Genomic DNA, 20923 nt, shown 5'->3' with positions numbered 1-20923 from the left:
CATGACCCAGATGATCCATCTCGTACGCCACGGCCGGTCCGCGCCGGACGACGCCCGCCCGGCCGAGGAGTGGCCGCTGCATCCCGACGCCGGCGCCGGGCTGACCGCGCTGCGCGAGTCCGGGAAGCTCCCGGTGGGAGCGCGGTGGTTCTCCTCCCCGGAGCCTAAGGCGCGGGCCACCGCCCGGGCGCTGACCGGCACCTCCGTCGGCTTCGTCGACGGCCTGCGCGAGATGACCCGGCCGGCACAGCCGTGGCTGGGTGCGCAGGAATGGGCGGCGCTGGTCCGGCGGTGCATGTCCGAGCCGGAGGTTCCGGCAGCACCCGGGTGGGAAGCTGCTGCCGCCACCGCCGACCGGGTGGTGGGTGCCGTCAGGCGGATCACCGACAGTTGCCCGGACGACGACGTGGTGCTCGTCGGTCACGGTACGGCCTGGACTCTGGTGGTCGCGGCCCTGACGCGACGTCCCCCCGACCTGCAGGCGTGGGAGCGGCTGCGGATGCCGGACCACTGCGCCCTCCGGGTCGACGGCGAGATCGCGGAGATCGTCTCACCGTGGGGAGCCGGCGAGCCCGTTCCGGACCCTTCCTGACCCAGCGTCCTGCGTCGGACCCTTCCTGATCGCGCGCGCGTCCTGCGGATCAGGTGCCGACGGGGACGAACCCGGTGCCCGGCCGATAGTTCGGCGACTGGTGGCGGAAATAGGTGTTGTAGACCTCGCAGTACTGGCCACCTCGCCGCATCAGCGACACGTGGTCGCCTTCCTCGACGATCCCGCCGTCGCGGAGCACGACGATCCGGTCGGCGTGCTGGATCGTGGACAGCCGGTGGGCGATCACGATCGACGTACGTCCTTCGAGCACGACGTCCAGCCCCTCCTGGATCTGTGCCTCGGTCAGCGGATCGACGCTCGCGGTTGCCTCGTCGAGGATGACGATGGCCGGGTCCTGGATGAGCAGCCGGGCAAGGGCGACCAGCTGCCGCTGCCCCATGGACAGTGCCTGCCCGTGTTCGCCGACCTCGGTGGCCAGCCCCTCCGGCAGCGCGGCCAGCCAGTCACCGTTGCCGATGTGCCGCGCCGCCTGGCGGACCTCCTCGTCGCCGGCCTCCGGTCGGGGGTAGCGGATGTTGTCGGCCACGGTGCCGGCGAACAGGAACGGCACCTGCGGGACGACGCCGAGCTGACGGCGGTAGTCGTGCAGGTCGAGCGACCGGATGTCGCGGCCGTCGAGGTATATGTGACCACCCTGGAACTCGTAGAAGCGGGTGATGAGCTTGCCGAGCGTGGACTTGCCGGCGCCGGTGTGGCCGACGAGCGCGATCATCTCCCCGGCCCGGATGTGCAGCGAGAAGTGGTCGAGCACCGGCTGGGTGGGCACGTAGCCGAACGTCACGTCCGCGAACTCGATCTCACCGGTGAGCCGGCCCACCGGCCCGGGGTTGGTCTGCAGCACCCGCGGAGTCGCGTCGATCAGAGCGAAGACGCGTTCGGCCGCGGCCAGACCCTGCTGGAACTGCGACCAGAACGACGCGATGCTGGTCAGCGGGAACCAGAACAACGCGACGGCCTGCAGGAAGAGGTACCAGTCGCCCGCCGACACCCGGCCGTCGAGCACGCTGTGACCGCCGACATGCACGAGCATGGCCGTGCCGAGCCCGGCGACCAGGAAGAGCAGCGGGAAGATCGCCCCGAAGACCATTCCCTGCCGCAGGGTCACGCGGTAGTTCTGGTCGTTGATCGGCCTGAACTCGTCGTAGATCGTTTGTTCCTGACGGAAGTTCTTGGCGACCGCGATGCCGCCCATCGTCTCCTGGACGTTGGAGTTGACCCGGGCCAGGGACCGCTGGGCCTTGCGCGTGGTGTCGCGGGCGAGCCGTCGGAAGGCGAGCGCGAGCGCGATGACCACTGGGGTGAGTGCCAGGGTGAGCAACGCGAGGCCGACGTCGCGGGCGAACAGCAGGCCGGTGATCACGCCGACCAGCAGCAGCTGGCTGAGGAGGTTCATCGTCAGGGTCACGACGTTGGCGAAGTCGTCGGTGTCGGAGGTGACCCGGCTGACGATCTTGCCGGAGGGATTCTCGTCGTAGAAGGACAGGTCGCGCTTGAGCGTCGCGGCGAACGCGTCCTCCCGCAGCTGCAGCACCACGTCACCGACGACCCGGGCGCTGAACGCCTGACGGACGAAGTTGGTGACCCAGGCGAAGACGCCGGAGAGCAGGATGAGCCCCACGAGGATCGCGATGAAGTTGGCGGAATCGTCCTTGACCACCCGGTCCAGGCCCCAGCTGATCACCAGTGGGAGCACCGCCTGCAGCAGCGAGGTCAGGACCAGCATTCCCGCGACCACCGACATGGCCGGCAGCTTCGGCCGGAAGTAGCCGAGGATGCGCCGGACGAGGTCACGGTCGGAGTAGGTGCGGTCGTAGTCCTCGGCCGAGAGGCCGTCCATCAGGAAGCCCATTACAGTTCCTCGCCGTCGTGAACCGGGTTGGCCGGGCTCCGGTGCCTGCCGGAGCGCGCGGGCTCGTCGCTCTGCCCGGGGTGGTGGGGGTGGTGCCCGTCGGCCGTCACCGTCGCCGGGTGGTCGTGCGCTCGCGCGCCGGCACCCACCCGCTCGCCGGCGGGTTGGAGGATCCCGTCCCGATCAGCCTCGTCGGGCTCGAACGAGGGCTCGACGATCCCGCCGGCACCGATCTCCGCGGGCACCGCCTCGGGGTGGGCCACCTCGTCGTAGTGCGCGAAGATCCGGCGGTACAGCGCGCACCGCTGGAGGAGTTCGTCGTGGGTCCCCTGGTCGACGAGGGCACCGCGCTGGATCAGGAGCACCTTGTCGGCCCAGCGGATCTGGGACAGCCGGTGGGTGATGAGCAGGGTGGTGCGGCCCTGCAGGATCCGCCGGATCGCCTGCTGGATCTCGTCCTCGGTGGCGCTGTCGATGGCACTGGTCGAGTCGTCCAGGATGAGGACGGCCGGGTCGGTGAGCAGGGCACGGGCGATGGCCAGCCGCTGGCGTTGCCCGCCGGACAGCGTGACGCCTCGCTCGCCGATCACCGTGTCGTAGCCGTCCTCGAGCTCCTCGATGAACGAGTGGGCCTGGGCGTCCTTGGCCGCCCGAACCACGTCGTCGCGGTGCGCCCGCTGCCCGAGGCTGAACGCGATGTTCTCAGCGATCGGCCGCGAGAACAGCACGATGTCCTGCTCGATGGTGGAGATCTGGGACCGGAGGGAGTCGAGATTCCAGTCGCGCAGGTCCACCCCGTCGATCAGCACCTGGCCCTCGTCGGCGTCGTAGATCCGGTTGACCAGCTTGGTGAGGGTGCTCTTGCCCGACCCGGTCTCGCCGACGATCGCGATCGTCTGGCCAGGCTCGGCGCGGAAGCTGAGATCACGTATGACCGGCTCCCCGCCGTAGCCGAAGGAGACGTTCTCGAAGACGATCTCGCCTCGCATGGCGCCCTGGTGACCGGCGGTGTTCTGGTCGAGCTCGGTCTCCTCCTGGATCAGGGTGAGAATGCGCCGCGCGCTGACGATCCCGATCTGGACCAGGGAGAACGAGAAGATGGAGATGCCGGTCGGGAACCCGAGCAGGCCCATCAGGCCGAGGTAGGCAACCAGGTCACCCAGCGACAGGTTGCCCGCGCGGTAGAGCACCAGCCCGTGCAGGAGCGCGCCGCCGGTGGCGACCGCGAGCAGCAGCGTCGGGAGATACCGCGCCTGGATCATGCCCTGCTTGACGAAGGAGTCGCGGTAGGTGCGGGCGTTGGTCTCGAACCGCCGGCGTTCCTGCTCCTCCTGCGCGGTGACCTTGACCACCTCGATGCCGCGCACGGCCTCGCTCAGGCCGGCGTTGAGGTTTCCGAACTGGTCGCGCATCGCGGTCGACACAGGGTTGAGCCGGCGCATGTAGTGCCGGATCGCGAAGTAGAACGACACCGCGAACAGCACCGGGGCCAGCAGCAGCCGGGGGTCGATGAACGCGATGAAGATGATCGGGACGAGCCCCTGCAGCATCGAGTCGACGATCAGGTCGAAGCCGGGGGAGATCATCGTGCTCAGCTGTCGGACGTCGTTGGCGGCGCGGGCCATCAGGTCGCCGACCCGCTGCCGGTTGTGGAACGTCTGGCTCTTGCCGAGCAGGCTGGTGTAGAGCTCCTCGCGTGCGTCGCGCTCCATGCGCTTGGCGAGCACCTCGGTGCACAGCCGGGCGATGAGATCGAAGACACCGCGCAGGAGAACGAGGGCCACCAGTGCGACCACGATGCCGGCGAGCTTGCGTCGACCCTCGTCACCGCCGGCCGTCACCGCGTCGAACGCCGAACCCGTCAGCCCAGGGATCGCGGAGTTGAGCACCACCATGATCAGCGAGCCGAGCAGGAACCCGGTGGCGTAGCGGCGGTGACGCAGCGGATGGGACAGGATCCAGCGAACCGGACCGCGAAGGTCGGACCGTCGCTGGTCGGCGACGGTGAACTCCGATCTGGGCGTGGCCACGAGCTTCCTCCGAGGAACCAACGGGGTGGGGGTCGCACGATCGTGTCCGGTGCCGGCTCCGCGCGTGAGACCAGGACTTTCTAGCACGAAACCCGGGCCGTCCGCCAAGGGGATTCCTGGGGAAAATCAGGTTGTCGGTGGTCGCTGGTAAGGTGCGCGACACGAATTCTGTGCCCACTGAGGATGCGAATTCCGCGGCCTGCGGAAATCATTCACCGGACCGGCTCGGAAATTCCTGCAGGGACCTTCGAGATCCGCTTGGGGAAAGTGAATTCCGACAGCAGGAAAAGGGTACCCCCGATCGATGCCGCGGCAAGGGCGTTGTGCAGCGCCTGCGAACAGCCGCTGCGGCCGCGTCATTCGGTGTACGCCCAGCCGGTCCAGCGCTCGACGTGCACCCTGATCACCGGACCGGCCGGCGGTGTGGCGGCGTACTGCGAGTATTTCCCGCTCAGCAACCGGACCGGCTCGGCGCGTTCGGCGGCGTCGGTCACCACCTCGGCTCGGCCGTCGGCCCGGGCCCACCACAGCCGGGTCCAGTCGCCGTCGTCGTAGTGGTCGGCGAGCAACGACACCTGCGGATTCTCCGTCACCAGACGGAGCCTGTGCAGGCGCGGAGTCGACTTCGGCTTGTGGTCGACGGCGGTGAGGATCACGTCGCCGGCCACGGCGAACGTCACCACCACGACGTGGGGACGGCTGTCCGCGTCCACCATGGCCAGCGCGGCGGTGCGGCTCCCCGCGAACCGCCGTCTCGCCTCCTCGCCGGTCAGCCGCATCGGCGCCGCCCCCTCCTGCCGGTAGCTCTCCTGCCGGAGCGTATCCCGTCCGGTCGGATCGCGAGGGGCCGCGCTGGTCCGCGCCGGCCGAACCCGACCGGCAAACCGACCCGAAACTCCGTACGGTCGTACGAAATTCTGCCCGTCGTTGCCGTCGGTGGCGGTCCGCGAATTCCCGGCGCCTGCACCTGCTGGGTTACTGCACGAGAATCGGCGCCGGCTGTCAGGCCGAACTCAGAGAACTCAGACCGAACTCAGGCCCGACTCGGAACGGCTCAGCCCGCATTCGGGCCCGTAGTCTGAAATTGACCTGGCGTTCGCCGGAGAAATCCCGTCGAATTCTCGGCCCGGTATTTCTCCGCCCCGTTCGGCACTCCCTTTCAGGTCCGGTGCGCTTCGCGGTGGGCGACCTCGGGCTGGCCGGGCCACCAGAACCGCCGCCCGGCGAGGAGCACCAGGGTCGGCACGAGCGCCGTGCGTACCAGCAGGGTGTCGAGGAGTACGCCGACACCGACCACGACGCCGATCTGAGTGAGCGTGATCAGCGGCAGCACTCCGAGCACCGCGAACACCGCCGCCGGCAGGATGCCCGCGCTGGTGATCACGCCGCCGGTGACGGCGAGCGCACGCAGGACGGCCCGGCGGGTGGCGTGCCCTCCCACGCCGGGCCGGGCCGGGCCGGGCCGGGAAGCCTGCCGCCGCTGGCACCCCGGCGCGCAGCCCGCTCGGCGAGCAGCAGGGGAACGAGACGGGAGTCGGCCCCGGGCCGGTCGAGCTGTCGCGGCGGCTCGGGATCACATCCGCCGCGGCCACCCAGACCGTCAACCGGCTGGTCGCGGACGGGCACGTCCGGCGTATGCCACATCCCGGTGACCAGCGCCGGCAGGTGCTCTCGGTCACCGAGTCCGGCATGCGCGAGGTGATGCGGGGAGCTGCTTCCGTTGCTGGCTCAGGTGTCCGCGGTCACCGCGGAGCGCTCGCCGGACGAGCGCGAGATCATCCTGCGCTACCTGCGCGACGTGGCGGAGGCGTTCCGGACGTACCTCCGTCAGGAAGGGCAGCCACGACCGGAACAGTGAGTGGCCGGGCAAGCGGCAGCCGGGCGACGAGCGGCCGGAGGAGTGAGTGACCGGCCCGGTTTTGGTGCGCTGTGTGACACTGGGAGCCGTCATGGCTGCTCCTGTTGATCTCGTCTTCGCCCCGCCGCGCCGCGGCCGGCCGCCCCGCCATCTCGCCGATCTCACCCCGGCCGAACGCCGGGAGGCGCTGGTCGAGCTGGGCGAGCCCGCCTACCGTGCCCGCCAGCTGTCCACCCACTACTTCGGCCGGTTCGTCGACTCCGCCGCGGAGATGACCGACCTGCCGCTGGGCAGCCGCGAACGCATCGGCACCGGCCTGCTGCCCGATCTGCTGACTCCCGTACGCACGCTGACCTGCGACGGCGGGGCGACGGTCAAGACCGTGTGGCGGCTCTTCGACGGCGCGCTGGTGGAGAGCGTCCTGATGCGCTACCCGGGCCGGGTCACCATGTGCGTGTCCAGCCAGGCCGGATGCGGGATGGCCTGTCCGTTCTGCGCCACCGGTCAGGCGGGCCTGACCCGCAACCTGTCCGCCGCCGAGATCGTGGGCCAGGTGGTCGCGGGCGCGCGGCTGCTCGCCAGCGGTACCGTCGCCGGCGGGCCGGGCCGGGTCTCCAATGTCGTGTTCATGGGCATGGGCGAGCCGCTGGCAAACTACAAGACGGTGATCTCCGCCGTACGCCGCCTCACCGACCCCGTCCCGGACGGCCTCGGAATGTCCCAGCGCGGCGTCACCGTCTCCACCGTCGGGCTGGTCCCGCGGATCCGCCAGCTCACCGAGGAGGGGCTGGCGGTGACGCTGGCCCTGTCGCTGCACGCGCCCGACGACGAGCTTCGCGACGAACTCGTGCCGGTCAACACCCGGTGGAAGGTCGGCGAGGTGCTGGACGCGGCCTGGGAGTACGCCGACCGCACCAAGCGCCGGGTCTCGATCGAGTACGCCCTGATCAAGGACGTCAACGACCAGGCGTTCCGGGCCGACCTGCTGGGCCGGCTGCTGGCCGGACATCTGGTGCACGTCAACCTCATCCCGCTCAACCCCACGCCTGGGTCGAAGTGGACCGCCTCGCGGCCGGAGGACGAGCGGGAGTTCGTCCGCCGGCTGGAGGCGCACGGCGTACCCGTCACGGTCCGCGACACCCGGGGGCAGGAGATCGACGGCGCCTGCGGGCAGTTGGCGGCGAAGCAGTCCTGACGGCGGTGTCGCCCGCGGCCGTTGTCCGGGTGAAGGATTACAGCGAGTGCAGGAATACAGCTGGGGTAGCGTGTCCGCATGTCGGACGGCGCCGGACTGCGCGAACGTAAGAAGCGGCGGACCCGCCAGACCCTGATCGAGACCGCGATCAGGTTGTTCGACGAGCAGGGATACGACCAGACGACCGTCGCCGCGGTCGCCGCGGCCGCCGACGTCTCCACGAAGACGTTCTTCAACTACTTCCCGAGCAAGGAAGCCGTCCTGTTCGCCGACACCGGCGAGCGGATCGAACTGGCGGTACGGCTCATCACCGACCACGGGGACCAGGAAGATGTCGGCGACCTGCTGGCCCGGGTCGCCGAAGGGGTGATGGCCCTCATGGGCACCGGCGACGGTTCGGGTGACACGGCCGACGAGGCGCACGCCGAGCTGATCTACACCGTGCGAGCACGTCTGGTGATGTCGGTGCCGGCCCTGCAGGCCCGGGCGCTGCACGTGATCTTCGACGCCCAGCGCCAGCTGACCGACGCGTTGTGCCGGGCCTACCCCGACCGGCTCGACCGGGTGAGTGCCGCGGCGTTCGTCGGCGCGCTCACGGGTGCGGCACAGGCGGCCGCGCTGACCGCCATCGCCCGCGGCGAGTCGCCGGCGGAGGTTCGGGCAGCCGCTCGACGCGGTGTCGACGTCGCGCTTGTCGGCATCCGTACGGCTGCGGGGTAGCGTCTGCGTTCATGCCCGATGATCACCCCGATCTGGCTCCCGTACGCCGGCTCGATCCCGCTCACCTCGTCGCGCTGGTCAACGACCACACCGGCGCCCGGCTGACCCTGCTCGGACCGGCGCCCGGCGGGGAGGTCGGCGCCGCGTTCGTCCGCTGGCCCGACGGCCGGGACGGAGTGCTCACCATGGGTCCGGCGGGCCGTGCCGACGAACTCCGCACCACCGCCGAGATCCTTGCGGCCGCGCGGGCGCGTGGCCTGCCCGTCCCGGCGTACGACCTGGTGGCGGAGGTGCCGGACGCGGTGGCGATCGTCCAGGAGAGGCTGCCGGGTTCCCCGCCCGCCCGGGACGACCGCGCCGTGATCGAGGCGATGGTCGAGCTCAACGGACGCTTCGCCGGCCTGCTGGCCGACCGTCCAGACCTGCAACCACCCGACCTCTACCTGCGGCACAGCGGGCCCGGCTTCTGCCTGCACGAACCGCTGGAACGCTACGACGACCGGACCCGGGGGCTGCTGTCGTGGATCCGCGAGGTCGGTGCCGGCGACGACGCCCGGATGGCCGGCGAGGACCTGGTGCACCTCGACTTCCACGCCGGCAACGTGCTGGTCGACGAGACCGGTGCGATCACCGGAATCTTCGACTGGGACGGCATCGGGCGGGGCGACCGGAGGTTCGACCTGGTGACGCTGCGGTTCGGCGTCGCCTCCCGAAACGGTGACCCGGACGCCGCGCGCTGGCTGGACGACGTGATCGACCGGACCATCGAGCCCTCGACCCTGCGCGTCTACTGGGCGTCGATGAGCCTGCGCATGGTCGACTGGATGATCCGGCACTACTCCGCCGCCGAGGTCGACGCCATGATCGACTTCGCCCGCACCCGTATCGACGACTAGAGCTGCCCGCGATCGGCGAGGTCCAGCGGCGCCGACCCCTCCGATCACGTGTCTCCCGACCTTCTACGGCAGCTCGATGCCACGCAGCGTGCCGTCCTGGTCGCCGGTGACCAGCAGACCGTCCACGAGAACGGGTGTGCTGAACGTGTTGACCGGGCCGAGCTGGCGGCGGTGCCGCACGGTCCCGTCGGTGAGGTCGACGCAGGCGAGCAGCCCGGTCACCGCGACGTTCCACATCAGGTCGCCCACCACGACCGGGCCGGAGTTGAGCGCCCGGGCGCCGATCTCGGTCTTCCACGTGGCCGTCCCCGTCGCCGGGTCTACCAGCTGCACCCGGCCCCACTCGTCGATCAGCACCACGCCGCGCTCGGTGACCGGCGAGGGGGAGTAGATGTAGCTGCCCGGCACACTCCACCGGCGTTGCCCCGACGCGCGGTCGAGTGCCGCGGCGGCCGAGACGGTGGACACCAGGACACCGCCGCCGGGCAGGAGCTCGATCACGTCGTCCCAGGGCCCGTAGAGGAGCCGGCCGTAGGAGTCCTGCCGGGTGGTGGCGTCGTAGGACCAGGCCTGGGCGCCGGTCGCCGCGTCGAAGGCGTACGCGCGGCCGTCTCCACCGCCGACATAGACGCGGTCGCCGTCACATGCCGCGCGGCCGGCGAAGAAGCCGTGCAGGTCGGCCTTCCACCGCTGCTCACCGGTCTCGGCGTGCACGGCGTACAGCGTCGTGCCGGCGGTGAAGACCACGGTGGCGACCTCTCCCACCGACGTCACCAGCGGCGAGCTGAGCACCGGGTCGGGAACGCCGAACCGCCAGCGCACGCTGCCGTCCGCCGCGTCGAGGGCGTACAGGTGGTGGTCGGCGGAGGGCACGAGGACGGTCCTGCCGTCGGCGGTGAACGCCGGGCCGCGGCGGACCGGGCCGAGAGTCACCCGCCAGGCCACCTCGCGACCGGCGCGGGTGGGGCGGAACGCCTCGACCGCGCCGCTGGTGGTCGCGGCCACGACGAGACCTTCGTGTGCGGCCAGGGCGCCCTGAATGCTGCCTGGTAGCCGCGCCTGCCACCGGTCGCGGGGCGCGTCACCGACGGCGGGCACGGTGAACGGGCGGGTCACGTCGTAGCGGGCACCGCCGGTGCCGAGCACCCGCACCTGCAGCCGGTGTGCACCTGCCGCGAGCGCTGCCACGTCGACCGACCCCGACCAGCCGCGGCTCGTGCGGGTCAGGTCGGCCCAGGTCCCGGCCGAGCCACCGCCGAAGATCTGTTGCGGATAAACCTGTGCCTGGGTGCCTGTGGAGCCGGTCGAAGGCACCTGAACGTCGACCTGCACCCGGCCGCCGGAGGGTACGCCGACCTCGATGCGTACCGGCCGGAGCCGCCGGGTGGTGCGGTCCTCCTCCAGCGGGATCGTGGTGAGGTCCCGTCTGGTCTCGGTGCCGTCGGCAGCGACCGCGACCGCCGAGACCCGCAGCACGCTGTGCCCGGCCTCGGACACCCGGTCGACCCAGTAGTAGTAGGCGCCGTTCTTCACCGCGTTGGCGGCGACCTGGGTCAGGCCGTTGGTGCGGACGACCTGCTCGCGGTGGATGTGCCCGGCGAAGATCGCCCGCACCCGCAGGTCGGCAACGGTCTCGAAGAACGCGTCCTGGTCGTTGACGTAGTAGTGCTCGCCGCCCATCGGGTAGTGCAGGAAGAGCACGCTCGGCCCGGCCGCGGCGAGGTCGTCGGCGAGCCAGCGCAGGCCGTCCCGGCCGAAGTGGCCCGGCTCCTGCAGAAGCTGGGTCGGGTCCAGGCCCACGACGTGCAGCCCGGCCACGTCGAAGGAGTACGGCGCCGGGCCGAACAGCCGGTGGTAGAGCTCGCGGCCGTGGACGTCCCAGCGCACCTCGTGGTTGCCGGGCACGTGGTGGAGCCGGTCACGCAGCCCTGCCGGGATCGTGGACAGGTAGGCTCCGAACTCGTCGTCGGCGCCGTAGTCGGTGATGTCGCCGCAGTTGAGGACGAACGCCGGGTCGGCCGCCTCGACGGAGGCGAAGGTGCGGCGCAGGGTGTCCAGCCCCGCCGGCGCCTGGACGTTTGCGTGGGTGTCGGTGAGGACGGCGAACGACAGCGGCGCGCCGGGCGCTCCGGCGACCGTGGCGGCCGACGCCGCCCTACCGGTCACGTCCGCGCCCGGTGCCGCCGCCCACGCGGTGCCGAACCCACCCGTCCCACCCCATGCCGCGGCGCCGCCGAGAGCACCGGCCAAGGTGAGGAACCGTCGCCGGCCGAGCGGGGACGCGGGCACAACCGGGTCGGAGTGAGGCGGCATCGGGGGTGTCCTTCCGGCCGAGGATGATCTTCGCCGGAACGCTAGCCGCAACCGCCGGCAACGCGCGCCGGTTCGCCGGTGAACGGTCATGAACAGACCCCATCCGGCCGGTGACCGCCCCGAGATCGCCCCACCGGCGTGGCGTACGACCTCCCTCAGGCCGCGTGGCGTTCGGGCGCGAGTTCGGCCGCCTGCCGCAGCGCCTCCAGCATGCTGCGTTCGTCCGCCTCGCCGGTGCCGGCGATGTCGAACGCCGTTCCGTGGTCGACCGAGGTCCGCACCACCGGCAGCCCGACGGTGATGTTGACGCCGGCGTCCAGTCCGAGCACCTTGACCGGGCAGTGCCCCTGGTCGTGGTACATCGCGACCACCAGGTCGAAGTCGCCGCGTACGGCCCGGAAGAACACCGTGTCGGCGGGCAGCGGGCCACGGGCGTCGATGCCGTCGGCCCGCGCGGCGGCGATGCCCGGGGCGACCTTCGTCTCCTCCTCGCCGTTCCCGAACAGGCCGTTCTCGCCCGCGTGCGGGTTGATCCCGCAGACGGCGATCCGCGGTGCGTCGATCCCCGACCTGACCAGCGTCTCGTGCCCGCGCCGGATGGTGCGTTCGACCAGCCCGGGCTCGATCCGCTCGACCGCGTCCACCAGGCCGATGTGGGTCGTGCAGTGCACCACCCGCAGTCTGGGTGCGCTGAGCATCATCGACACCTCGGGCGTACCGGTCAGCGCGGCCAGGATCTCGGTGTGGCCGGGGTAGCGGTGCCCGGCCGCGTGCAGCGCCTCCTTGTTCAGCGGGGCGGTGCAGATGGCGTCCACCTCACCGGACGTGGCCAGCGCGACGGCCCGCTCGATGTAGCGGAACGCCGCGTCCCCGGCGACCTCGGACAGCTTGCCGAACTCCAGGTCGGCCGGGATCAGTCCGAGGTCGATGCAGTCGACGGTGCCGGCGGTGTACGCCGCGTCGGTGGGGGAGTCGACCTCGCGTACGTCCAGGTCCACGCCGGTGAGTTCGACCGCGCGCCGCAGCCGGCCGGCGTCCCCGACGACGACCGGCCGGAGCAGGTCGTACGTCTCCCGGTGGGCGAGGGCCTTGACGACCACCTCGGGGCCGACACCCGCGGCGTCTCCCATGGTGATCGCGATGACGGGACGGTTCATCGTTCTCCTTCGGCGGATGGCGAGTGGGTGGACGAGGAACTGGACGAGCGGGTGGAGGTGGAGGCGGCGAACGAGGCGAGCCGGGCCCGGGCCCGCCGCAGTGTCGCGGCGTCGCCGAACGCACCGGCCTTGGTGACGACCGGGATTCGCCGGCGACCGGTCGTCACCGACAGGGGTACGCCGGGCTCGACCTCGGCACACAGGCGCAGCCCCGAAACGCCCCAGGCCCGCAGGAGACCGGTGGCGGTGTCCCCGCCGGTGAGCACGAGTCCGGCCACCAGGTCGGCGCAGGGCCTGGTGAGTTCGCCGAGCCGGTCGGTCAGCCGGTGGTCGTCCGGCCCCGCGACGCCGAGGTCGTCGGAGAGGGTGAGTACGACGTCGGTGCCCGCCCGCAGGTGCCGCCGGATCGCTGCGAGGGTCACGTCGACGTGGTGGTCGAGGGAGGCCACCGGCACCTCCACATGGCCCGCCCCGTCGGCCAGCAGGTGGCTGGCCTGCTCGCGTGCCGACGCGTGCACGCTGCCCACGGCGACCAGGACCGGCCCGGCCGGATGGACGCCCGGTCCGTGCACGGGCCCCTCCGGATCGGTTGTCAACTTCGCCTTGCCGACCACTGTCAAGCAGTCCTTGTCAGGCGGCCCGCTGTCGCCGACGAGACCCAGCACGTGGGGGAGTACGTGGGCGAGGCCGGCCGAGCCCACCCACACCACGGGCCGGGACAGCGAGGCGGCCGTGCCGGCGATCGCGGCCAGGTCGGCGTCGGTCTCGGCGTCACACAGCAGGGCCTGGACGCCGGGCGGAAGCGAACGTTCCAGGGCCGCCCGCGGGTCGGCGCTTCGTACGGCAGTCAGGTCGACCCGCGCAGCGCGGACCCCGGCCCGGTCGAGCCGGGCCGCGAGGTCGCCGCGCTCGGCGGGAACGCCGTACACTCGCTGGACCCCGCCGACCGTGCTGCGTCCCGCGGCCGGGAACGCCGGCGCGACCACCGCCACCGCGCCTGGATGCCAGGCCCGCAACGCGGCGCCGACCTCGGCCCCGAGGTGACCACGGGCCATCGAGTCGACCTTCTGGTAGAGGACGCGGGTCCCGGCCACTCGAAGCGCCTCCACCACTCGCCCCGTCATCGTCGCGGCAAGCTCGGGGGTCGCCCGCCGCGTACCGGCGTCGACGGCGAGTACGTCGGTGTGGCCATGGCCGGGAATGGTGAGGCTGCCGACGAGGAGTTCCTCCGCCCAGGTCACAGTGGTGCTCAGCCGGGCCCGCAGGAAGCCGGCGCCGGTGTCGGCGGCGCCGGTCAGGTCGTCGGCCACGACGGCCACCCGGAGCTCAGGAGCCATGGCCCGCGTTCCCGGGCTCGTGGGGACCTCCAGGACTCCGCTGCCCGGGCAAGGACTGCTCGGGCTTTTCCCGTAGCTCGCGCAACTCCCGGTCCAGGGCCGCCAGCCGTCTGGTCGGAAGGACGTACCACGCCGCCGTGAACACCACCAGGACGAACGCCGCCGGCACCAGTGCGACAGGCAGGCCGAACACGAAGTCCATCACCAGCAGCACCGCACCGTCGATCGCGAGGAACAGCACCAGCATGCCCGCGCGGGCGAACCGGTTGGACACCCGCACGATCTCCGGCTTGAGGCCCTTCGCGAACAGCGCGCGGTGGTAGGCGACCGGGCCCATCAGCAACGCGGTCGCCAGGCAGCACAGCATCAACGTGACGACGTAGGTGACCCGGCCGAACGTCGAGGTCTCGCCGAACCTCGGCTGCACCGCGAGGATCAGCAGGAAACCGAACAGGATCTGCACACCGGTCTGCAGGACCCGCAGCTCACCGAGGATCTCGGCGAAGTTCCGGTCGGCCCGCTGGACCCGGGTCTCGCCGGGCCGCAGGGGTCGGCGCGGCCCGGTCCCTCCGGAACTGTCCATGTCCGCATCATGCCCGGGACCGCGTTCGGCCCGCAGCACCGGGCAGCGCCCAGCAGCATCCGGGGAGCACCTTGCGAGCACCCGGCAGCACCAGGGCGGGATCAGGGCGGGATCAGGGCGGGATCAGGGCGGGATCAGGGCGGGATCGGGCCCACGGCCGACATATGTCCGGCCTGACCTGGGAAAACCCCCGGTGTACCGGCACCACCGAAGCACGACCGAATCATCAGCGAAGCATCACCGAACCATCACCAGGCAGACCCAGGGAGACACCGCCATGGAGACGATCGTCCTGCCCGGCCGGACCCGGCCGGTCGGCACGGGCTGGCTGCCCGACCGCCCCGACGTACGCGACCTCACCAGCCGGTCCACGCCCGTGGTGGACAAGCTGAAGAACTCCGCCTCGGCCAGCCTGCGCGGCCTGGCGGACCGGATGACGACCGCGGGAGGTGGGCGGGCCACCAACAAGCTGCCGGCCAAGGTCGACCTGCGGCAGTGGTGCTCGTCGGTGGAGGACCAGGGCGAGCTCGGTTCGTGCACGGCGAACGCCGCCTGCGGGATCATGGAGTACTACCAGCGCCGGGCCAGCGGGAAGTACATCGACCTGTCCCGGCTGTTCCTGTACAAGGTCACCCGCGACTTCCTCGGGGTGAAGGGGGACACGGGTGCCTACCTGCGTTCGGTGATGGGGGCACTGGCCGCCTTCGGCTCGCCGCCGGAGAAGTACTGGCCCTACGACGTGACGAAGTTCGACGAGGACCCGCCCGCGTTCGCGTTCGCCTTCGCGCAGAACTACCAGGCCCTGCAGTACTTCCGGCTCGACCCAGCCGGGACGAACGGCGAGGACGCGCTCGCGGAGGTGCGCAGCCACCTCGCCGCCGGCATCCCCGCGATGTTCGGCTTCACCGTCTACGAGTCGATCCAGAAGCCGGCCAGCCCCGGTGACATTCCGTTCCCGAGCGCCAAGGAGAACGTCCTCGGCGGCCACGCGATCGCCGCCGTCGGGTACGACGACAAGCGCAAGGTCACCAACCCGGGCGACAACACCACGCAGACCGGCGCGTTCCTCGTCCGCAACTCGTGGGGGGAGAGCTGGGGTGACAGCGGCTACGGCTGGCTGCCGTACGAGTACGTCCGTCGCGAGCTCGCCACCGACTGGTGGTCGATGACCCAGGCGGAGATGTTCGACACCACCGCCTTCGACGAGTAGGCGCACACCCGCGAGGACGAAGAGATCGCCGACCACCCCGAGCGCGGCGGCACCCAGGAACGTGCCGAGGAAGGACAGGCGCGACGAGCACACCGCACCTGCAAAAGTTCCCGTTCGTCGGGTTCTGCCCCTTGATGGGCAGGTTTCGGCGGTTCCTGCCACGGTCGCCGGGGCGCTGCGAGGAGGGCCGGCAGGAGCGGCGACGAGCAACTCCGGCGGCCGACTGACGGGGTCGGGCCGTGCCGCGGGCCGCTGCCCGGGACAATCGAACCCATGAGCAACACCAGCCCCCGGCCGGAGTACGTCCTCACCCTGTCCTGTGCCGATCGGCTCGGCATCGTGCACGCCGTGGCCGGTTTCCTGGCCGAGCGCGGCTGCAACATCGTGGACAGCCAGCAGTTCAGCGACCGGCTGGACGGCGGCTTCTTCATGCGGGTGCACGTCCAGGCGGAGTCCGAGCAGACGACGCTGGACGACCTGCAGGTCGGCTTCGCCCCGATCGGTGCCACCTTCGGGATGGACTGGCAGGTTCGCGACCTCGGTGTCCGCCAGCGGCTGCTGGTGCTGGTCTCCAAGCAGGACCACTGCCTCAACGACCTGATGTACCGCTGCCGGGTCGGTGCGATTCCGGCCGACATCGCCGCCGTGGTGTCCAACCACCCCGACGCCGGCCCGATGGTGGAGAAGACCGGCCTGCCGTTCCACCATCTGCCGGTGACGGCGGACACCAAGCAGGCGCAGGAACAGGCGATCCTCGATCTCGTGTCCGCCCAGCGGGTCGACCTCGTGGTGCTGGCCCGCTACATGCAGGTGCTGTCCCACGATCTGTGTGAGAAGCTGGTTGGCCGGGCGATCAACATCCACCACTCGTTCCTGCCGAGCTTCAAGGGCGCGCGGCCCTACCACCAGGCGTACGAACGCGGCGTCAAGCTGATCGGCGCGACCGCCCACTACGTCACCGAGGTGCTGGACGAGGGGCCGATCATCGAGCAGGAGGTGGCCAGGGTCGACCACACCCTGACCCCGGCCAAACTCGCGGCGGTGGGCCGCGACCTGGAATGCCTCGCCCTGGCCCGGGCCGTCACCTGGCACCTGGAGCACCGGGTGATCCTGAACGGCATGCGGACGGTCATCTTCCGGTGAGCCACCGCGCGGCCCGCCGCGAGGTGCGCGGGCCACGCACTGGTAGGAACGACGTACGGACGTGACGAACGCACGCGGACCGACACCGGGCCCCGAACGAGGAGAACGATGAGCAGCGCACGGATCCTGGACGGCAAGGCGACGGCGGCGGCCATCCGCGCCGAGCTGACCGAACGCGTGGCGCGCCTGCGCGCGCAGGGTGTCGCACCCGGGCTGGGTACGGTGATCGTCGGCGACGACCCCGGCAGCCACGCGTACGTACGCGGAAAGCACCGCGACTGCGCCCAGGTCGGTATCGAGAGCATCCAGGTGGAGCTGCCCGCCGACGCCACCCAGGAGGAGGTCGAGGCGGAGGTACGCCGGCTGAACGCCGACCCGGCCTGCACGGGGTTCATCGTCCAGCTGCCGCTGCCGAGGGGACTGAACGCCAACCGCGTGCTCGCCCTGATGGATCCGGCCAAGGACGCCGACGGGCTGCACCCGGCCAACCTCGGCTGGCTGGTGCACGGTGAACCCGCGCCGCTGCCCTGCACGCCGCGGGGCATCGTCGAGCTCCTTCGCCGCCACGACGTGGAGCTGGCCGGTGCGGAGGTCTGCGTGATCGGCCGCGGCATCACGGTCGGCCGTCCGCTCGGGCTGATTCTCACCCGGCGCTCGGAGAACGCCACCGTGACCCTTTGTCACACCCGTACCAAGGACCTGGCCTCACACGTGCGCGGCGCCGACATCGTGGTGGCGGCGGCCGGGGTGCCCGGGCTGATCCGCGCCGACATGGTGCGGCCGGGCGCGGCGGTGCTCGACGTCGGCATCACCCGGACCGACGCCGGCCTGGTCGGCGACGTCGACCCGGGTGTGCGCGAGGTGGCCGGCTGGCTGGCGCCGATGCCGGGCGGGGTGGGCCCGATGACGCGGGCGATGCTGCTGACGAACGTGGTGGAGGCAGCCGAGGCGGCGGCGGCCGACGCCTCCCGCTGACCCGCTTTCGGCGGGCTGCTCGGACGGGAAGCGGCGGACCTCCCGCTCTCAGCCGAGCAGGGCCGGTGCGAGCTCGCGTAGTTGGTCCAGCCCGATGCCGTGTTCGGGCGCGACCGGCTGGAGCAGCACGTGGTCGGCACCCGCGTCCAGGTGCTGCCGCACCCTGGCGCGTACGGCGTCGACGTCACCCCACGCGACGATCGCGTCGAGCAGGCGGTCGCTGCCGCCGTTCTCGAACTCCTCGTCGGAGAAGCCGAGCGCGCGCAGGTTGTTGGTGTAGTTGGGGAGCTTGAGGTAGTACGACGTGTGGTCGCGGCCGAGGGCACGCGCCCGTTCGGGGTCGGTCTCGAGCAGGACGGCCTGCTCGGGGATGAGCAGCGGGTCGGCCCCCAGCACCTCCCGAGCACGGGCGGTGTGCTCGGGAGGGACGAAGTAGGGGTGCGCGCCCTGCGTACGGTCGCGGGCGAGTTCCAGCATCTTCCGGCGCAGCGCGGCCAGCACCACCGGCGGGTCCTCCTGCCCGCGGTTCGCCTCGTAGGGTGCGCCGCCCTCCAGTTGGTCGAGGTAGTCACGCATCTTGGCCAACGGGCGTTCGTACTGCCCGCCTCTGGCCTGGACCGCGGGCAGGTGACTCACGCCGAGGCCGAGCACGAACCGGCCGGGGAACGACTCCGACAGCGTCAGCGCAGCGGCTCTGGCGGCGGCCGCGTCCCGGGCCCACACGTTGGCGATGCCGGTGCCCATGGGGATCCGCGCGGTCGCCGCCAGCAGGACGGCGGCGTTGGCGAACGGCTCCTTCGACAGCGGGGTCTCCGAGACCCACAGCGAGCCGTAGCCGAGCTCCTCGACCTCGGCGGCGGCCTCGCGGGCGGAGGCTGCGGACGCCCAGTTCAGAGCGCTGCTCCAGACGCCGACGGAGCCCAGCCGCTCCTTCCAGGTGCCGGGCCGGGGCGCGTTGCCGGAGAGGGGTGTCATGAGAGGTGACCTTTCGTCGGTAGGTGAACTTCTCCGTGCGTCAGTCCGTGCGTCAGTCGGTGCGTCAGTCGGTGCGTCAGGTCGTCGGGTCGGTCCGCGGGCCGAGGGCGGCGAGGGCGACCTCCGCGACGTCGAGCAGCGTGCCGGTGTCGCCTGTCGTACGCCCGAGCTGCCACATTCCCTCCACCACCACGAACAGGTACCGCGCCTGCGCCGTCGTCGAACCCGGTGCGGTGAGTTCGCCGGCCGCCCGCGCCTCGTCCAGCGCCTGTGCGACCCGGGCCGTCATCCGCAGCTGGTACGCCTCGATCTCCCGGGCCACCTCGCGGTCCTCGGGCAGCAGTTCGAGCGTGGTGTTGGCGACCAGGCAGCCGCGCCCGTCGCCCTGCCCGTTCCCCTGCCCGGCGGCGCGTTCGGCGTGGTCGCGGAGGAATGTCCGGATGCCTTCCAGCGGCGAGGGTGCGGCGGTGACCGTGGCGTCGAGCACTGCCAGGCTGCGCTCGGCGTGCCGGCGCAGCGCCGCCAGGAACAGGCTGTGCTTGTCGCCGAACGCCGCGTACAGGCTGCCCCGGTGCAGCCCGGTGGCGGTGGTGAGGTCGGTCAGCGAGGTCGCGTGGTAACCCCGGGCGAGGAACGCCTCGACAGCCGTGTCGAGGGCGGCGCCGGGGTCGAAGCAGCGCGGCCGGCCGGGCGGTCTGCTCCGGGAGGCCGAGGGGGCCGGGGCGATGTCCGACATGGGAAGGAGTATATGACCGATCGGTCAAAAACCCACCGAGACGCGACCGTACGCCACCCGGTCACTCCGATAGGGGACACTGGTGCTCATGCGTGAGGTGGTACTCCTCGGCTCGACCGGCTCGATCGGAACCCAGGCGATCGACGTCGTACGCCGCAACCCGGACACGTTCCGCGTCGTCGGGCTCGCCGCCGGCGGCGGGCAGGTCGACCTGCTCGCCCGGCAGGCGCTCGATCTCGGCGTCGACGTGGTGGCGGTGTCCCGCTCGACCGTCGTCCAGGACCTCCAGCTGGCGTTCTACGCGCAGGCCCAGCGGCAGGGCTACTCCCGCGGCGAGTTCAGCGTTCCGAAGATCCTCGCCGGGCCGGACGCGGCCGCCGAGATCGCCACCTGGCCCTGCGACACCGTTCTGAACGGCATGACCGGCTCCGTCGGGCTGGCACCCACGCTCGCCGCGCTGAACGCCGGCCGCACGCTCGCGCTGGCCAACAAGGAGTCGCTGATCGCCGGCGGTCCACTCGTCCGCGCGGCCGCCAAACCCGGCCAGATCGTCCCGGTCGACTCCGAGCACACCGCGCTGGCGCAGTGCCTGCGTTCCGGCAGCCGCTCCGAGGTGCGCCGGCTGGTGGTCACCGCCAGCGGCGGCCCGTTCCGCGGCCGCAGCCGGGCCTCCCTGGCCGACGTCACGCTCGAGCAGGCGCTGGCCCACCCCACCTGGAACATGGGCCCGGTGGTCACGATCAACTCCGCCACCCTGGTCAACAAGGGGCTGGAGGTGATCGAGGCGCACGAGCTCTTCGACGTCCCGTACGCCGACATCGAGGTGGTGGTCCACCCGCAGTCGGTCGTGCACTCGATGGTGGAGTTCGCCGACGGGTCCACGATCGCCCAGGCCAGCCCGCCCGACATGCGGCTGCCGATCGCGCTCGCGCTCGGCTGGCCGGACCGCGTGCCCGACGCCGCACCCGCCTGCGACTGGACCCGGGCGGCGACCTGGCAGTTCGAGCCGCTGGACGACGAGGCGTTCCCGGCGGTGCGCCTCGCCCGGGAGGCGGGAGAGCGGGGCGGCTTGGCGCCGGCGGTCTACAACGCCGCCAACGAGGAGTGCGTCGCGGCGTTCACGGCGGGTCGGCTGCCGTTCCTCGGCATCGTGGACACCGTGGCCGCGATCGTCGGGGAGTACGCTCACCAGGCGGGCCCCGGAGCCGGCGGGAACCCCCGTACGCTCCCGGAGGTTCTGGAGGCGGAGACCTGGGCACGCGCCCGCGCCACCGAACTCATCGAAGGCCACGCCGCATCGTCTGACCGGGAGGGCTCCTCCGGATGGATCTGA

At 71.5% G+C, this 20923-nt stretch carries 19 protein-coding genes and 1 pseudogene; 10 read left to right on the top strand and 10 right to left on the bottom strand.

The window, feature by feature from the left end:
- Nucleotide 1 precedes the first annotated feature (1 nt).
- Entirely contained in the window at nucleotides 2-592 is a 591-nt protein-coding gene (locus BLU27_RS25655) for a histidine phosphatase family protein (protein WP_092656163.1), read from the top strand.
- A 49-nt stretch (nucleotides 593-641) separates the two neighbouring features.
- On the opposite strand, the gene BLU27_RS25650 is transcribed toward BLU27_RS25655, so the two are convergent.
- The 4 genes from BLU27_RS25650 to BLU27_RS25635 all read right to left on the bottom strand — a co-directional run bounded on the left by BLU27_RS25650 (nucleotide 642) and on the right by BLU27_RS25635 (nucleotide 5933).
- The gene (locus BLU27_RS25650) at nucleotides 642-2462 is read right to left on the bottom strand and encodes an ABC transporter ATP-binding protein (protein WP_092656162.1); all 1821 of its coding nucleotides are present in this window, start codon (nucleotides 2460-2462) and stop codon (nucleotides 642-644) included.
- Nucleotides 2462-4492 (bottom strand): ABC transporter ATP-binding protein, encoded by a 2031-nt coding sequence (locus BLU27_RS25645; protein WP_241827636.1) that lies wholly within the window; start codon nucleotides 4490-4492, stop codon nucleotides 2462-2464. The genes BLU27_RS25650 and BLU27_RS25645 overlap by 1 nt, the downstream gene beginning before the upstream one ends.
- Before the next feature lie 356 nt (nucleotides 4493-4848).
- Nucleotides 4849-5271 carry a TIGR03668 family PPOX class F420-dependent oxidoreductase gene (locus tag BLU27_RS25640; protein WP_092656161.1) on the bottom strand — a complete coding sequence of 141 codons (423 nt, stop codon included), beginning with the start codon at nucleotides 5269-5271 and terminating at the stop codon, nucleotides 4849-4851.
- Nucleotides 5272-5651: 380 nt separating this feature from the next.
- The gene (locus BLU27_RS25635; protein ID WP_277869257.1) at nucleotides 5652-5933 is read right to left on the bottom strand and encodes an MMPL family transporter; all 282 of its coding nucleotides are present in this window, start codon (nucleotides 5931-5933) and stop codon (nucleotides 5652-5654) included.
- Nucleotides 5934-6046: 113 nt separating this feature from the next.
- Here BLU27_RS25635 and BLU27_RS31370 point away from each other — a divergent pair.
- The 5 genes and pseudogenes from BLU27_RS31370 to BLU27_RS25615 form a co-directional block, all read left to right on the top strand.
- Nucleotides 6047-6142: pseudogene (locus BLU27_RS31370) on the top strand (MarR family transcriptional regulator); the annotation flags it as partial.
- Between the two features lie 70 nt (nucleotides 6143-6212).
- A complete protein-coding gene (locus BLU27_RS30660; protein WP_241827635.1) occupies nucleotides 6213-6350 on the top strand; it encodes a hypothetical protein in 138 nt (45 codons plus the stop codon).
- A 91-nt stretch (nucleotides 6351-6441) separates the two neighbouring features.
- Nucleotides 6442-7545, top strand: a complete 1104-nt coding sequence (rlmN, locus tag BLU27_RS25625) for a dual-specificity RNA methyltransferase RlmN (RefSeq protein ID WP_092658285.1) — start codon at nucleotides 6442-6444, stop codon at nucleotides 7543-7545.
- A gap of 78 nt (nucleotides 7546-7623) precedes the next feature.
- Nucleotides 7624-8265, top strand: a complete 642-nt coding sequence (locus tag BLU27_RS25620; protein WP_092656159.1) for a TetR/AcrR family transcriptional regulator — start codon at nucleotides 7624-7626, stop codon at nucleotides 8263-8265.
- 11 nt (nucleotides 8266-8276) lie between these two features.
- Nucleotides 8277-9161, top strand: a complete 885-nt coding sequence (locus tag BLU27_RS25615) for a phosphotransferase (RefSeq protein ID WP_092656158.1) — start codon at nucleotides 8277-8279, stop codon at nucleotides 9159-9161.
- A 63-nt stretch (nucleotides 9162-9224) separates the two neighbouring features.
- On the opposite strand, the gene BLU27_RS25610 is transcribed toward BLU27_RS25615, so the two are convergent.
- The 4 genes from BLU27_RS25610 to BLU27_RS25595 form a co-directional block, all read right to left on the bottom strand.
- Nucleotides 9225-11474, bottom strand: coding sequence for an outer membrane protein assembly factor BamB family protein (locus BLU27_RS25610; RefSeq protein WP_172805035.1), 2250 nt, complete (start codon nucleotides 11472-11474; stop codon nucleotides 9225-9227).
- Nucleotides 11475-11629: 155 nt separating this feature from the next.
- Nucleotides 11630-12631 carry a 4-hydroxythreonine-4-phosphate dehydrogenase PdxA gene (gene pdxA, locus BLU27_RS25605; protein WP_092656156.1) on the bottom strand — a complete coding sequence of 334 codons (1002 nt, stop codon included), beginning with the start codon at nucleotides 12629-12631 and terminating at the stop codon, nucleotides 11630-11632.
- Nucleotides 12628-13968, bottom strand: coding sequence for a four-carbon acid sugar kinase family protein (locus tag BLU27_RS25600; RefSeq protein ID WP_092656155.1), 1341 nt, complete (start codon nucleotides 13966-13968; stop codon nucleotides 12628-12630). The genes pdxA and BLU27_RS25600 overlap by 4 nt, the downstream gene beginning before the upstream one ends.
- A complete protein-coding gene (locus BLU27_RS25595) occupies nucleotides 13958-14551 on the bottom strand; it encodes a DUF6328 family protein (protein WP_197681579.1) in 594 nt (197 codons plus the stop codon). The genes BLU27_RS25600 and BLU27_RS25595 overlap by 11 nt, the downstream gene beginning before the upstream one ends.
- A gap of 277 nt (nucleotides 14552-14828) precedes the next feature.
- Between BLU27_RS25595 and BLU27_RS25590 the strand changes: the two genes are divergently transcribed.
- From BLU27_RS25590 to BLU27_RS25580, 3 genes are all read left to right on the top strand, one after another.
- Entirely contained in the window at nucleotides 14829-15761 is a 933-nt protein-coding gene (locus tag BLU27_RS25590; protein WP_092656154.1) for a C1 family peptidase, read from the top strand.
- A gap of 273 nt (nucleotides 15762-16034) precedes the next feature.
- Nucleotides 16035-16904: a formyltetrahydrofolate deformylase gene (gene purU / locus BLU27_RS25585; RefSeq protein ID WP_092656153.1), complete on the top strand. Its 870-nt coding sequence runs from the start codon at nucleotides 16035-16037 to the stop codon at nucleotides 16902-16904.
- Nucleotides 16905-17012: 108 nt separating this feature from the next.
- Complete coding sequence (locus BLU27_RS25580; RefSeq protein ID WP_092656152.1) at nucleotides 17013-17879, top strand: bifunctional methylenetetrahydrofolate dehydrogenase/methenyltetrahydrofolate cyclohydrolase; 867 nt, start codon at nucleotides 17013-17015, stop codon at nucleotides 17877-17879.
- 48 nt (nucleotides 17880-17927) lie between these two features.
- Here BLU27_RS25580 and BLU27_RS25575 read toward each other — a convergent pair whose 3' ends face one another.
- Nucleotides 17928-18854: a TIGR03620 family F420-dependent LLM class oxidoreductase gene (locus tag BLU27_RS25575; protein WP_092656151.1), complete on the bottom strand. Its 927-nt coding sequence runs from the start codon at nucleotides 18852-18854 to the stop codon at nucleotides 17928-17930.
- 76 nt (nucleotides 18855-18930) lie between these two features.
- Nucleotides 18931-19590, bottom strand: a complete 660-nt coding sequence (locus BLU27_RS25570) for a TetR/AcrR family transcriptional regulator (protein WP_092656150.1) — start codon at nucleotides 19588-19590, stop codon at nucleotides 18931-18933.
- A gap of 88 nt (nucleotides 19591-19678) precedes the next feature.
- Between BLU27_RS25570 and dxr the strand changes: the two genes are divergently transcribed.
- Entirely contained in the window at nucleotides 19679-20923 is a 1245-nt protein-coding gene (gene dxr, locus BLU27_RS25565) for a 1-deoxy-D-xylulose-5-phosphate reductoisomerase (RefSeq protein WP_197681578.1), read from the top strand.

It is taken from the genome of Actinopolymorpha singaporensis (assembly GCF_900104745.1).
Taxonomy (GTDB): Bacteria; Actinomycetota; Actinomycetes; order Propionibacteriales; family Actinopolymorphaceae; genus Actinopolymorpha; species Actinopolymorpha singaporensis.
This window is presented reverse-complemented; position numbering and strand designations above follow the sequence as displayed.